General features: G+C 75.4%; 14 protein-coding genes. 12 read left to right on the forward strand and 2 right to left on the reverse strand.

Annotation, left to right across the window (positions count from 1 at the left end):
* The first annotated feature begins 16 nt into the window (after positions 1 to 16).
* From GA0070603_RS01490 to GA0070603_RS01520, 7 genes are all read left to right on the forward strand, one after another.
* Positions 17 to 1,129: a cytochrome P450 gene (locus tag GA0070603_RS01490; RefSeq protein WP_244282342.1), complete on the forward strand. Its 1,113-nt coding sequence runs from the start codon at positions 17 to 19 to the stop codon at positions 1,127 to 1,129.
* On the forward strand, positions 1,126 to 1,911 hold the full coding sequence (locus tag GA0070603_RS01495) for an isocitrate lyase/PEP mutase family protein (RefSeq protein ID WP_091305969.1): 786 nt from the start codon (positions 1,126 to 1,128) through the stop codon (positions 1,909 to 1,911). The genes GA0070603_RS01490 and GA0070603_RS01495 overlap by 4 nt, the downstream gene beginning before the upstream one ends.
* A 107-nt stretch (positions 1,912 to 2,018) precedes the next feature.
* Positions 2,019 to 2,984 carry a hypothetical protein gene (locus GA0070603_RS01500; protein ID WP_091305971.1) on the forward strand — a complete coding sequence of 322 codons (966 nt, stop codon included), beginning with the start codon at positions 2,019 to 2,021 and terminating at the stop codon, positions 2,982 to 2,984.
* 4 nt (positions 2,985 to 2,988) lie between these two features.
* A complete protein-coding gene (locus GA0070603_RS01505) occupies positions 2,989 to 4,593 on the forward strand; it encodes an asparagine synthetase B family protein (protein WP_091305973.1) in 1,605 nt (534 codons plus the stop codon).
* A gap of 94 nt (positions 4,594 to 4,687) precedes the next feature.
* Entirely contained in the window at positions 4,688 to 5,161 is a 474-nt protein-coding gene (locus tag GA0070603_RS01510; RefSeq protein WP_091305975.1) for a DUF1203 domain-containing protein, read from the forward strand.
* 36 nt (positions 5,162 to 5,197) lie between these two features.
* Complete coding sequence (locus GA0070603_RS01515; protein WP_091305977.1) at positions 5,198 to 6,133, forward strand: PfkB family carbohydrate kinase; 936 nt, start codon at positions 5,198 to 5,200, stop codon at positions 6,131 to 6,133.
* A 45-nt stretch (positions 6,134 to 6,178) separates the two neighbouring features.
* Positions 6,179 to 7,171 carry a linear amide C-N hydrolase gene (locus tag GA0070603_RS01520; protein ID WP_091305979.1) on the forward strand — a complete coding sequence of 331 codons (993 nt, stop codon included), beginning with the start codon at positions 6,179 to 6,181 and terminating at the stop codon, positions 7,169 to 7,171.
* A 50-nt stretch (positions 7,172 to 7,221) separates the two neighbouring features.
* On the opposite strand, the gene GA0070603_RS01525 is transcribed toward GA0070603_RS01520, so the two are convergent.
* Positions 7,222 to 8,664 (reverse strand): LVIVD repeat-containing protein, encoded by a 1,443-nt coding sequence (locus tag GA0070603_RS01525; protein ID WP_091305981.1) that lies wholly within the window; start codon positions 8,662 to 8,664, stop codon positions 7,222 to 7,224.
* A 138-nt stretch (positions 8,665 to 8,802) separates the two neighbouring features.
* Here GA0070603_RS01525 and GA0070603_RS01530 point away from each other — a divergent pair, with 138 nt between their 5' ends.
* The gene (locus GA0070603_RS01530) at positions 8,803 to 9,486 is read left to right on the forward strand and encodes a DUF305 domain-containing protein (protein WP_091305982.1); all 684 of its coding nucleotides are present in this window, start codon (positions 8,803 to 8,805) and stop codon (positions 9,484 to 9,486) included.
* 41 nt (positions 9,487 to 9,527) lie between these two features.
* On the opposite strand, the gene GA0070603_RS01535 is transcribed toward GA0070603_RS01530, so the two are convergent.
* On the reverse strand, positions 9,528 to 9,839 hold the full coding sequence (locus GA0070603_RS01535) for a hypothetical protein (RefSeq protein ID WP_091305984.1): 312 nt from the start codon (positions 9,837 to 9,839) through the stop codon (positions 9,528 to 9,530).
* Between the two features lie 205 nt (positions 9,840 to 10,044).
* Between GA0070603_RS01535 and GA0070603_RS01540 the strand changes: the two genes are divergently transcribed.
* The 4 genes from GA0070603_RS01540 (at position 10,045) to GA0070603_RS01555 (ending at position 13,101) form a co-directional block, all read left to right on the forward strand.
* Complete coding sequence (locus GA0070603_RS01540; protein WP_091305986.1) at positions 10,045 to 10,272, forward strand: GntR family transcriptional regulator; 228 nt, start codon at positions 10,045 to 10,047, stop codon at positions 10,270 to 10,272.
* Between the two features lie 39 nt (positions 10,273 to 10,311).
* A complete protein-coding gene (locus tag GA0070603_RS01545; RefSeq protein WP_091321384.1) occupies positions 10,312 to 11,526 on the forward strand; it encodes a sensor histidine kinase in 1,215 nt (404 codons plus the stop codon).
* Positions 11,523 to 12,188, forward strand: a complete 666-nt coding sequence (locus GA0070603_RS01550) for a response regulator (RefSeq protein WP_091305987.1) — start codon at positions 11,523 to 11,525, stop codon at positions 12,186 to 12,188. The genes GA0070603_RS01545 and GA0070603_RS01550 overlap by 4 nt, the downstream gene beginning before the upstream one ends.
* A 121-nt stretch (positions 12,189 to 12,309) precedes the next feature.
* Positions 12,310 to 13,101 carry an ABC transporter ATP-binding protein gene (locus GA0070603_RS01555; protein ID WP_091305989.1) on the forward strand — a complete coding sequence of 264 codons (792 nt, stop codon included), beginning with the start codon at positions 12,310 to 12,312 and terminating at the stop codon, positions 13,099 to 13,101.
* Positions 13,102 to 13,103 lie beyond the last annotated feature (2 nt).

The raw sequence follows: 13,103 nt of genomic DNA on the forward strand, positions 1-13,103 counted from the left end.
GCCGTACGGTCGGGCGATGAGCTGGCCGACGATCCCGCCCGACCCCGACACGCCCCCCTGCGGGCCCCCCGTTCCCGTCGACGGCGGCTGGGTGGTCACCCGCCACGCCGACGTGGTCGCCGTGCTGACCGATCCCCGGTACGTGGTGCCCGTCGCGCCCGGCGGCCCGCCCGGCACCCTGGCCTGGCTGCGCGGGACGGTCAGCCGGTTCAGCGCCCCGGACCGGCATCCCGGCCGGCGCGCGCTCGGGGTGGCCGCGCTCCGCGACCTCGACCCGGACGAGTTGGTCGCCGCCGCCGCCCGCCTGACCACGCAGACGCTGGACCGGCTCGCCGCCGAGAGGACCAGCGATCGCGGCGAGGCGGCGGGCCGGGTGGAGGTGATGGGCCCGCTCGCGCGGCGCGTACCCCTGGAGGTGCTGGCGGCGCGGCTCGGCCTGGCCGACCCGGCGGCGGCCGTGCCGGCGGTGACCGCGGTGGCCGCCGCCTACCACCCCGGCGCCGACCCGGCCGCCGTGGCGCTCGCCGACCGGGCGGTGGCCGTGCTGCTGGCGATGTCGCCGCCGGCCCCGGCCGAGGCCGCCGCGAACCGGGTCGGGCTGCTCGTGCAGGCCGCCGACGCGACCGCCGGGCTGATCGGCGCCGCCGTCCGGCACGGGCTCGCGGCGCCGGCCGCGCTCGGCACGGCCGACCTGCTCGCCGAGGTGCTGCGCCTGGACCCGCCGGTCCGCGCCACCCGCCGGGTCGCCACCGGCGCGACCCGCCTGGCCGGCCGGGACATCGGGCCGGACGCCGCGCTGCTGCTCCGCTTCGACGCGGCCAACCGGGACCCCGCCGTCCACGAGGACCCGGACCGGTTCCATCCCCCTGCCGGGGAACAGGCCGACCGCGCCGGCCGCCCCGCAGGCGCGGGGCCGAAGGGCCACCTGGCGGTCGCCCGCCGTCCCGGGCGGGCGCTGACCTTCGGCGCCGGGCCCCGGGGCTGCCCGGGGGAGCGGCACGCCCTCGCCCTCGCCGCCGGCGTGGTCGAGGTGCTGCGCGCGCGGTGCCGGCCCGCCGGAACGCCCGTCCGCTACGCCCCGCACCCCACCCTGCGTGTCCCGACCAGCATCGAGGTGATGTTCCGATGAACGACCGCGCCGCCGCCTTCCACGCCCTGCACCGGCCGGGCCGGCCCCTGTTGCTGCCCAACGCCTGGGACCACGCGTCCGCCGCGGCGCTGGCGGCCCGGGGTCACCCGGCCGTCGGCACGACAAGCCTCGGGGTGGCCGCGGCCGCCGGAAAGCCGGACGGGACCGGGGCGACCCGGAGCGAGACCTTCGACCTGGCCCGCCGGCTGCGGGGCGTGCCGGTGCTGCTCACCGTCGACATCGAGGACGGCTTCGGTGACGACCCGGCGGCGGTGGCCGGGTACGTCGCCGAGCTGGCCGCGCTCGGCGCGGTCGGTGTGAACCTGGAGGACGGGCGCCCGGACGGCACGCTCGCGCCCGTGGAGCTCGCCGCCGCCAAGATCGCGGCGGTCCGGGCGGCCGTGCCGGGGCTGTTCGTCAACGCCCGCACCGACGCCTGGTGGCTGGGCGTGCCCGACCCGCTGCCGGCGGCCCTCGAACGGGCCGCGGCGTACCGGGCGGCGGGCGCGGACGGGCTGTTCGTCCCGGGCGCGCCCGACGACACGGTCGCGTTGCTGGTGGCCGAGGCGGGGCTGCCCCTCAACGTCCTGCACCGCCCGGGCGGGCCGGACCTGGCCGCGCTGGGCCGGCTCGGGGTGGCCCGGGTCAGCACCGGCTCGCTGCTGTTCCGCGCCGCCCTCGGCGCCGCGCTGCACCTGGCCGACGCGGTCCGCGCCGGCGGCGACGCCGGCCTGCCGCCCGCGCCGGATTACGCCTGGGTGCGGGACCTCTCGGCGGGATGAGCACCTTAGGGGGGAGATAGGAGGATTGTTCGGGGAGCTGCCGGTCCAGGTGATTACGGTGTGTTCAGGTTCGACTACGCCGTGTCCTGCCCGGAGAGGGGCCGACCATGCGAGTGCCCAGCCGAAGCCCCGGCCACCAGCCCGGATCCGCCGTCGCGTCCGCCGCCCCCGCCCGCCGACTGCCGCCGGCCGCCGGCCGGCGCCCCGGGCCCGAGCAACCGGACCTGGCGGCGTACCGGGCCGCGGTGGCGGAACTGCTCGTCGAGGTGGGCGCCCTCGCGGACGCCCCGTCCACGACGGCCCGCCAGGTGCTGCTCGACCAGCGGCTGCGGGAGCCGGCCATCGCCGCCGTCCTCGACGCCACCCCGCAGGGCTTCGTGGGCGCCCGGGAGACGCTGCTGCTGGAGATGGCCCGCTACCAGCCCAACACCCGCAGCTCGGCGCAGGACCTGACCGCGCTGGTGCGGATCTACCTGCTCTCCCGGATCGACGTGATGTGGTGGCGGGACAGCCCTACCTTCCTCACCGACGGCCAGGTCGACACCAGCACCGACCTGGTCGACCTGGAGTGGCTGCGCCGGCGCGGGCTGCTCGCCTTCCGCTACCAGGAGCAGCCCGCCACCGTCCTCGGCCGCGGGCTGCGGGCGGTCCGGCGGCGGCTGCGCCCGGACGCCACCCCACGTACCGCCGGGGTGCGGTTCCGCCGGGCCCGGCGCGAGGTGATCGCGCTGCTCAACGACGTGGGCCGGGAGTTCGCCGCGGCCGCCCGGCCGGGCACCCCGCCGCTCTGGGTCACCAGCCTGGCCCGCAGCGCCGAGCACCAGTACCGGCTGCGCCGGCTCGGCTACGCCGCCATGGTGCCCAGCGGGCACTGCCTCGGCTGGGCGGCCGACGTGGAGCTGGCCTGGTACGGCCGGTTCGGCGCGCGGGACCTCCTCGCCGACCTGCTGCTGGCCCGGCAGGAGGCGGGCGAGCTGAACGTGGTCGACGAGGGCCAGGCGTGGCACCTCTGCCTCGCGCCGACCGCCCAGCGCCGGTTCCGGCGCGCGTACGAGGCCGAGATGGGGGTCTGAGCGGATGTGCGGCATCGCGCTGAGCATCGGCCCCGAGGCCGACCCGGCCACCTTCCGCCGGATGCTGGCCGTCCTCGCCCCGCGCGGCGAGGTGACCGAGACCCGGCAGGAGGACGGCCTGCTCACCGGCGTACGCCGGCTGCGGGTGGTGGACCGCGAACGGGCGGTGCAGCCCTGGGTCTCGCCCGACGAGCGGCACGTGCTCTGCTACAACGGCGAGGTCTTCAACCACCACGAGCTGCGTGCGGAGCTGACCCGGCTCGGGTACGAGTTCCGCACCACCGGCGACACCGAGGTGGTGCTCGCCGCGTTCCGCCACTGGGGCGAGGAGGCGGTGCGCCGGCTGCGCGGCGAGTACGCCTTCGTGGTGGTGGAGCGGGCCACCGGCCGGGCGTACCTGGCGCGGGACCCGCTCGGGGTGAAGCCGCTCTACTGGTCCCGTGGCCCCGGCTGCCTGCACCTCGCCTCCGAGGTCAAGGCCCTGGTCGGGCACGGCGCGCCGATCAGCGAGGTGCCGCCCGGGCACCACGGCTGGGCCGAGCCCGACGGGCCGGTCCGGCTGCGCCCGTACGTCGACCTGCTCACCCTGGGCGCCGGGCTGCCGGTGATCGACGACCCGGACGAGGCCGCCCTGCTCGTCCGTGTCGCGCTCACCGACAGCATGCGGGTACGGCTGGACACCGACCTCACCGTCGGCGTGGTGCTCTCCGGCGGCCTGGACAGCTCGCTGGCGCTGCTGCACGCGCGGCAGCTGCACCCGGACTGCGTGGCGGTCACGGTCGGCGTGCCGGACAGCCCCGACGTGGCGTACGCCCGGCGGCTCGCCGCCGACCTGGGCGTGCCGCACGAGGTGGTCGAGCTGCGCCCGCGCGACATCCGGCTGGCCGACGTGCGGGAGGCGATCCGGATCTCGGAGCTGACCGAGTACGGCGACATCATCAACGCGGTGGTCTCGGTGCCGATCTTCCGGCGGCTGCGGGAGCTGGGCGTGAAGGTGGTGCTCACCGGCGACGGCTCGGACGAGCTGTTCGGCGGCTATCCGATGTACCACCAGGTCGGCCCGGAACGGTCCCGCCGGCTCTTCCTCCACAAGATCCGCAACCTGTGCCGCACTGAGCTGCAACGGGTGGACCGGGCCAGCATGGGTCACGGCGTGGAGGCCCGGGTGCCCTTCCTCGACCTCAGCGTCGTCGAGCTGGCCATGCGGCTGCCGCTGGACCTGAAGCTGCGCGACGGGCAGGAGAAGTGGATCGTCCGGCGGGCCTTCGCCGACCTGCTGCCCGACTACATCCGGCGGCGGCCGAAGAACCCCATGTCGTACTCGTCGGGGCTGCACGAGCGGGCCCGCCTCTACAAGCCGCTCTTCGCCCGGCTGCACCGCTCCTTCGGCTACCAGCTGCTCGAACCCGTCCGGCGCGACTTCGACAGCGTGCTCACCCGGTGCGGCAACGACCTGGACCGCGCCATCGCCGACGGGCTGGCCCGGCCGGACTACACGGTGCTGGAGCACGCCCGGGACCTGGTCGGCGCGGCGAGGTGGAACGCCGCGCCGGTGGTCCGCCGGCTGGTCGGCCCGCGCGCCGTGCGGCGCGTCGCGTCCCGCCCGTGACCTCCGCCGGGGCCGCCCACCTGGGCGGCCCGGCCGGCACGCGAGGTCCGATCGCCGCCAGCCACCGGCCGCGTCCCCGGCCAGGCTGGAGGGCATGACGACGACGCGCACCAGGTACGTGATCCGACCCGTGCCCGCCGAGGCGCTGGCCGAGCTGCGACGCACCGGCCGCGACGCCTCCGGCCAGCCGCCCGAGCGGTGCTGCGCCGAGGGCGGCGAGCCGCTGCGCTGCTGCCTCCGCGACGCCACCCCGGGCGAGCCGCTGCTGCTCTTCGGGTACGCCCCGCCGCTGCCGCCCGGCCCGTACCGGGAGGTGGGGCCGATCTTCGCGCACGCGGTCGACTGCCCCGGCCCGGCCGACCCGACGGCGTACCCGCCGGACTGGCGGGGGCGGCCCCAGGTGCTCCGGGCGTACGACCGGCGGGGCCGCATCGTCGGCGGCCGGCGGCACGACGGCGACGACCCGGAGGCGGTCATCGCCGAGCTGCTGGCCGACCCGGCGGTGGACCGCCTGCACAGCCGCAACGTCGTGTACGGCTGCTGGATGTTCGCGGTGGTCCGCGGCTGAGCGCGTGACCGCCGGTGGCCGGGGTATCAGCCGGGGATGACCGGACTGGACGCGATCGTGGTGGGACAGGTGGCCCGGGACCTCGTGCTGCTGGTGGACGAGGTGCCCGGCCCGTCCGGGACGGCCCCGGTGCGCTGCCGGCGGGAACTGCTCGGCGGCAAGGGGGCCAACCAGGCCGTCGGGCTGGCCCAGCTCGGCGTCCGGGTGGGGCTGCTCGGCGTGGTGGGCGAGGACGAGGTCGGCGACCGGCTGCTGGGCCGGGCCCGCAGCGACGGCATCGACGTGGCCCCGGTGCTGCGCCGGCCGGACACACCGAGCGCGCTCATCGTGGACGTGGTGGACGGCCGGGGCCGCTGGCGGTACCTGGAGGACATCCCCGAGGCGACCCTGCTCACCGAGGCGGACGTGACCGGCGCGGCCGAGGTGCTGCGGGCCGCCCGGGCGGTGGTCGTCCAGCTCCAGCAGCCGCTGCCGGCGGTGCTCGCGGCGACCCGGCACGCCCGCGACGCCGGCCGGCTCGTGGTGCTCGACGGCGCGCCGGACGACCCGGACGGGTCGGCGGAGCTGCTGTCCCGGGCCGACGTGCTGCGGGCCGACGCGCGGGAGGCCGGCCTGCTGCTCGGCGGCGACCCGCCGAAGGACGCCGACGCGGGGCTGCGCGCCGGCCGGGACCTGGCCGCCCGGGGGCCGGCGCTGGTCGCGGTCGAGGTGGCGGGGGAGGGGAACGCCTTCGTCTGGCCCGGCGGGGAGCTGTTCCTGCCGCTGAGCGAGACGCCCACGGTGGACAGCACCGGCGCCGGGGACGCGTTCGTCGCCGCCGTGACGGCCGGCCTGCTCCGCGACGACCCGTACCCCCGGCTGGCCCGGTACGCGGTGGCGGCGGCCGGCGCGACGGTGGGCCATCCCGGCGGCCGGCCCGCCCTCACCCCCGAGGCGATCGAGGCGCAGCTGGCCCGGATCCCGGAGCGCTGACGTCCCGGATGGACATCCGTCGCCGCCTCTTCTAGCGTCGCGGGCATGCGGAGGACCCTGCTCGTCACCGGGCTCGCCCTGCTCCTCGTGGCCACCGGCTGCGGTGGTGGCGGCCGGCCCGCCGAGCCGGCCGGGGCCGGCACGCCGACCGCCTCCCGGCAGGACGCCGGCCAGGTCGAGCAGAGCCTGGCCAGCCTGCGCCGGGTCGACGACCTGCCGCTGTACGAGATGACCTACGTGGGCGACTACGACCCGACCGTGGGCGTCGCGGGCACCCCGCAGGCCACGCCGTTCGGGTGTTCCCTGTTCGCCGCCCGGGGCGACCGGAGCCGGCCGCTGTTCGCCCGCAACTTCGACTGGGACGCGAACCCGGCGCTGGTGCTGCGCACCGACCCGCCGGACGGGTACGCCTCGATCTCCCTGGTGGACATCTCCTACCTGGGGGTGACGGCCGACCCCGCCGGGGACCGCCGGCTGCTAAACGCGCCGCTGCTGCCCTTCGACGGGATGAACGAGCGGGGCCTGGCCGTGGGGCTGGCCGCCGACGACGGCGCCACGGCGGAGCCGGTGCCCGGCCGCCCCACCGTGGGTTCGGTGCGCATTCTGCGCCTGGTGCTCGACTCGGCCGCCACCGTGGACGAGGCGATCGCCGTGTTCGGGCGCTACAACCTGGACTTCGACGGCGGCCCGCCGCTGCACTACCTGATCGCCGACGCCACCGGGGCGTCCGCGGTGATCGAGTTCGTGGACGGGCGGATGCGGGCCGAGAAGGGCCGGGGCGCCTGGCAGGCGCTGACCAACGTGCCGGCCGTCGGGGTGGCCGACCGTGACCTGCGCGCCGACCACCGCTACGGGGTGCTGGCCGAGGCACTGGACCGGGCCGGCGGGGCGGTGGACGCGCCGGGCGCGCTGCGCCTGCTCGACGCCGTGCGGCAGGCGCACACCCGCTGGTCGGTGACGTACGGGCTGCGCACCGGCGAGGTGCGGCTGGTCACCGCGGGCGGTGGCGAGCGCGACTACCGGCTGCCGATGACCTGACCCGGACCGGTCCGGCCCCGTCGTCCGCGGGACCGGACCGACCGTCGGTCCTACCGGCTCTCGTAGCCGGGCTGCGTCTGCACGTTCAGCTCCTGGAACCGCGTCTGGTTGTCGGTACGCGGGTCGTTGATCTCCAGCACGTCCAGGCCCTTCCGGATGTCGCTGGAGTAGATGTGGCCGTTGTAGTAGTAGGCGGACCAGGAACCGCCGACCTGGAGCTGGGTCGCCGAGAGCGGACCCCGCTCCCACCAGCCGATCTCGGTCGGGTGGGCCGAGTCGGTGAAGTCCCACACCGAGACGCCGCCCTGATACCACGCCTGGACCATGATGTCGCGGCCGGGCACCGGGAGGAGCGAGCCGTTGTGGGCGACGCAGTTCTCGGTGTCGGCGTTCAACCGGGGAATCTTGTAGTAGCTGCGGAAGACCAGGGAGCGGTCGTCTCCGCTGCCGGTGATGTCGTAGATGGCGTCCGCGCCCTTGTCCCGGTCGATGGTCTTGAGGCAGGTCGCCGCGCCGCCCCCGCCCAGCTCGTCGGTGAAGACGACCTTGGTGCCGGTGTTGTTGAACGTCGCCGAGTGCCAGAAGGCGAAGTTCTTCGTGTCGCGCACCCGGTCGATCACGCGGGGCGCCTCGCGGTTCGCGATGTCCATCAGGATGCCGTCGCCCATGCAGGCTCCCGCGGCGAGATTCCGCTCCGGGTAGGCGGTGATGTCGTGGCAGCCGGTGGTCGCCGAGGTGCTGGAACCCTTGTACCCGCCGTCCGGGAAGAGGTTCGGGGTCGCCACCACCGCCGCCTGGGTCGGCGCCGCCACCGGCACCTTGACGATGGAGATGGAGTCGTGCGGCGGCTGACAGTCGGGGAAGTCGGCCGACGGGCTGTACGACGACACGTACAGGTACACCGTGCCACTGTCCCGGCCCGGGACGAGGGTGTGGGTGTGCGAGCCGCAGTCGGTCTCGACCGACTTCACGTAGCGCGGGGCGGTCTTGTCGGTGATGTCGAAGATCTTGATGCCCTCCCAGGACGACTTGACCGTCGCCGACTGCGAGGTGCTGGCGCACGAGTCGTCGCTGCGGGACGAGTCGGTGGAGAGGAAGAGCAGGTTGCCGTGGACGGAGACGTCGTTCTGCGAGCCCGGGCAGAGCACCTGGGACACGATGGACGGCGCGCTCGGCCGGGCGATGTCGTAGATGACGAAGCCGTTGTAGTTGCCGACGAAGGCGTAGTGGCCCTGGAAGGCCATGTCGGTGCCGAGCGAGGTGTCGAACGGCGCGCGCGGCGGCAGGTTGGCGATCTGGCGGACGTTCGGGCTGCTGGCGATCGCGTCGACGGGCAGCCCGATGCCGGGCGCGGCGGCCGGCGCTGCGACGGGATCGGGCGCTTCCTGAGCGCTGCTGGGTTGGGCGGTGGCCACGCTGGCGACGAGGAGAGCGGCTGCGGCCAGGCTGACGGTCCGGAATGGACGGCTGCGTGACGTGCGGAAACGGATCATCGGCAACACCCTTCGAAAGGGGGATGATGATCCCCACACCTTACCGGCATATGACGTGCATCTATGTGATCTGAGTCACATGAAGGGTCGGTGGTCTATGGATAGGATCGCTGTCACCTCGACCGGAGGGAGCGGCGTATGACCGGCCGGCAGGGACGGGTCTGGGCCGCCGTCACACTGGCGGCCATGCTCGTGGTCGCCGTCGGCCTCACGCTGTCGGCGCGTCGGGCCGACCGGCCGACGCTCGCCCGGACGACCGCCGTCAGCGCGTCGCCCACCCCGGACGGTCCGTCGGTGGTCGTGCCCGGCCGGCCCGGGGAGCCGGCGGCCACCCGCGCCGCGCAGGAGGTCCGGGGCGCCGCGCCGCCCCGCTACAACGGCCTCGACGTCTGGTACGTCCGGATGATGATCCCGCACCACCAGCAGGCCGTGGAGATGGCGAGCCTCGCCCCCGACCGGGCCGCCGACCCCCGCGTACGCGCCGTCGCCGACCGGATCCGCGCCGCCCAGGGGCCGGAGATCGGGGTGCTGCGCGGCTGGCTCGGCGAGCGCGACCTGCCCGCCGAGGTCCCCGGGCACGACCACGGCACGATGCGCGGCATGCAGTCCGCCGAGGCGATGCGGCAGCTCGCCGCCGCCCGGGGCGCGGAGTTCGACCGGCTCTTCGTGCGGATGATGACGGCGCACCACGAGGGCGCCGTGGTCATGTCCACCGACCTGCTCAAGGTGGGCGCGGACCAGACCCTCCAGGAGTTCGCCAACGGGGTCGCCAGCGAGCAGTCCGCCGAGATCGCCCGCCTCCGCGAGCTGATCACGCCCTGAGGCCGCCTCATCCCCGCGGCCGGTCGGGGAATCTTGGACACTCACCGTTCGCTGCGAACGACAACTGTCCAAGATCGCGCCGGTGTCGCGCCTTCGCCGCCGCAGGCGCCGTCGTGGTCGGCCGGGCGGGGGCAGCGGGCGTCGCCGGGCAGCCGGGCGTCACACCAGATCCGGGTACGCACGAACTGCCGGTCCTCTTCGCTGAGCGTGGTCTCGCCGAAGTCGATGGCGGTGACGTGGCCGAGCGAGTCGCGCAGCGCGACGGCCAGCGCGGTTGCCTCGACCAGCCGGGTGAGCGTGGTGGGCAGGTGGATGATCCAGCGCGGCTCGGAAGCCGCGTCGGTGGCGTCCATGGCTCTCCGTGGGGGTGCTGAAGGGAAAGGTCGACCGGTGCCGGGGCGGACCTTCCGCCCCGGCACGTCCGGGTCTCCTGCCCGGCTGAGCCGTTCCGGTGCCAACCCGAGCGACCCGGAGGCAGCCTATGTCAATAGGTGGTATAGGTCAACCATGCGCAGGAGGTGAGAGGATCGGGGCAGGTGCCAGCCCGAAAGGATCCGCGTGTCTCCGATCCCGCTCAGCTATACCGACATCGCTGCGGACATCACCTCGAAGATCGACTCGGGGGAGTACCAGGCCGGAGCGAAGCTGCCCTCCTACACGCAGCTCGCCGACCTCTACTCGGTGTCGTTCTCGACGGCCGCTCGCGCAGTGGCGCTGTTGCGTGACCGTGGTGTGGTCGTCGGTTCGCCCGGACGGGGCGTCTTCGTGGCCGACCCGTCCGCGTAACGGGGTGGGCATCGACGCATGCGGTGGCCCGTACGCTGGGTGACCGTGGACCGCATCGTCTTCGGCCGCCCGCTGCGCAGCGTCGCGTTCGACGTCGCCGTCTCCGGGCTGGTCGCCCTCTTCGCCGTCCTGGGGATCTTCGCCCAGGCCGGCGGGGCGGCGGCCACCGCCGTCGGGATCGTGATGGCGCTGGTCCTGCTGTTCCGGCGGATCCACCCGTCGGCGGTGGCGGCCGGAGTGGCCGCGCTCGCGCTGCTCCAGGTGGTCGCCGGTTGGGGCCCCCTCGCGTACGACGTCGGTGTGCTCATCGCCCTCTACAGCGTGGTCAAGTACGCCGACCGGCTGCGCGACGGCATCCTCGCCGGCATCGTGGCCGCGATCGGCGTGCTGCTCGCCGCCGTCCAGACGCCCGGACCGGCGCCCTGGTGGGCCGGCGCGCTCTACTACGGCCTGATCACCGGCGCGGTCTGGCTGGTCGGGCTGAACGTGCGGACCCGCCGGCTCTACGTGCTGAGCCTGGAGGAGCGCGCCGCCACCCTGGAACGGGAGCGGGAGGCCGAGTCCCGGGCGGCGGTCGCCGAGGAGCGCACCCGGATCGCCCGCGAGCTGCACGACGTGGTCGCGCACAGCATGGCCGTGATGATCGTGCAGGCCGACGGGGTCCGGTTCACCATCGACCGGGACCCGGCCACCGCGCGGGAGGCGGCAAAGGTGGTGGCCGACACCGGCCGGCAGGCGCTGGAGGAGATGCGGCGCCTGGTGGGCGTACTCCGGGAACCGAGCCGGCCGGAGCCGGCGGCCGCGCTTGACGCGGTGCCGGCGCACCGGCGGCCCGCCCTGGTCGAGCTGCCCGACCTGCTGGACCGCTTCCGCGCTGCCGGCCTGCGCATCACCGACACCGCCACCGGCACGCCGGTCGCCCTGCCGCCCGGCCTGGAGCTGACCGTCTACCGGGTGGTGCAGGAGAGCCTGACCAACGCGCTCAAGCACGCCGGGGTGGGCGCGGCGGTCGAGTTGCGCCTTGAGTGGTTCGCGGACGCCGTCGTGGTCCGGGCGGTCGACGACGGGCGCGGCCGTCCGGTGGTCCGGCCGGCGCCGTCCGGCGGGCACGGTCTGGTCGGCATGCGCGAGCGGGTCGGGGTGTACGACGGCAGCCTCGCCGCCGGCCCCACGCTGGGCGGGGGCTGGCGGGTCGAGGCGCGGCTGCCGCTACCGTCGGCGCCGGGCACCGAGGAAGGGAAGGCGGCGGCATGACCGTCCGGGTGGTGATCGTGGACGACCAGGCGCTGGTGCGCGCCGGGTTCCGGATGGTGCTGGACTCCCAGCCGGATCTCACGGTGGTCGGCGAGGCGATCGACGGCGCGGACGCGCTGCGGGTGCTGGACCGGGTCGAGGCCGACGTGGTGGTGATGGACCTGCGGATGCCCACCATGGACGGCGTGGAGGCGACGAGGAGGATCTGCGCCCGTCCGGCCGGCAGCCGGCCCCGGGTGCTGGTGCTCACCACCTTCGACACCGAGGCGGACGCGTTCGCCGCGCTCCGCGCCGGGGCCAGCGGCTTCCTGCTCAAGAACGTCCCGCCGGAGGACCTGCTCGCCGCGATCCGGGTGGTGGCCGAGGGCGACTCGGTGGTGGCCCCGTCGATCACCCGGCGGCTGCTGGACCGGTTCGCCGGCCAGCTCGGCCCGGCGCCCGCCGAGGACCCGCGGCTGGCCCAGCTCACCGAGCGGGAGCGGGAGGTGCTGCTGCTCGTGGCGCAGGGGCTCTCCAACGCCGAGATCGCCGCCCGGGTGCACGTGGCCGAGGCGACGGTGAAGACCCACGTCGGCCGGATCCTGGCCAAGCTCCAGCTCCGCGACCGGGTCCAGGCCGTGGTGCTGGCCTATGAGAGCGGGCTGGTCACGCCGGGCGGCTGACCCGGCGTACGACCTGGGTCGTACGGGTCCACCCGGTCGGGGGCGACCACCGGCGTACCGAGGTCGAGCGCGCAGGTGGAGATCACCGGCGGGGTGCCGCGCATAGCGTCGGAAAGGTCAGATGACCCTGTCCGACAGGAGCACCACGTTGTCCGCAACCACCACCACCGGCGTCGCCGTCACCGCTCGTGAGCTGCGCCGGGAGTACGGCGCCGGGCTGTCCCGGGTCGTCGCCCTCGACGGCGTCGACCTCGACCTGGCCGCCGCCCGGTTCACTGCCGTGATGGGCCCGTCCGGCTCCGGCAAGTCCACCCTGCTGCACTGCCTGGCCGGCCTGGACCGGCCGTCGGCCGGCACGGTGCGCATCGGCGACGCCGACCTGGCCCGCCTCGACGACCGCCGGCTGACCCGGCTGCGCCGGGACCGGATCGGCTTCGTCTTCCAGAAGTTCAACCTGCTGCCCACCCTCACCGCCGAGGAGAACATCGTGCTGCCGCTGGCCATCGCCGGCCGGCGGCCCGACCCGGAGTGGCTGCGGCAGGTGGTGGCCGCGGTGGGCCTCACCGACCGACTCGGGCACCGGCCCGCGGAGCTGTCCGGCGGCCAGCAGCAGCGGGTCGCCGTGGCCCGGGCCCTGGTCACCCGACCCTGGGTGATCTTCGCGGACGAGCCCACCGGCAACCTGGACTCCCGCTCCGGCGCGGAGGTGCTGCGGCTGCTCCGCGAGGCGGTGGACACCCTCGGGCAGACGGTGGTCATGGTGACCCACGACCCCAAGGCCGCCGCCCACGCCGACCGGGTGGTGTTCCTCGCCGACGGGCGGCTGGTCGACGAGCTGCACGCGCCGACCGCCGGCCAGGTCCTCGACGCGCTGACCCGCCTCGAGGCCGGCGCGTCGCCGGTGGGGCGGTGACC

This window comes from Micromonospora chersina (assembly GCF_900091475.1).
Lineage (GTDB): Bacteria > Actinomycetota > Actinomycetes > Mycobacteriales > Micromonosporaceae > Micromonospora > Micromonospora chersina.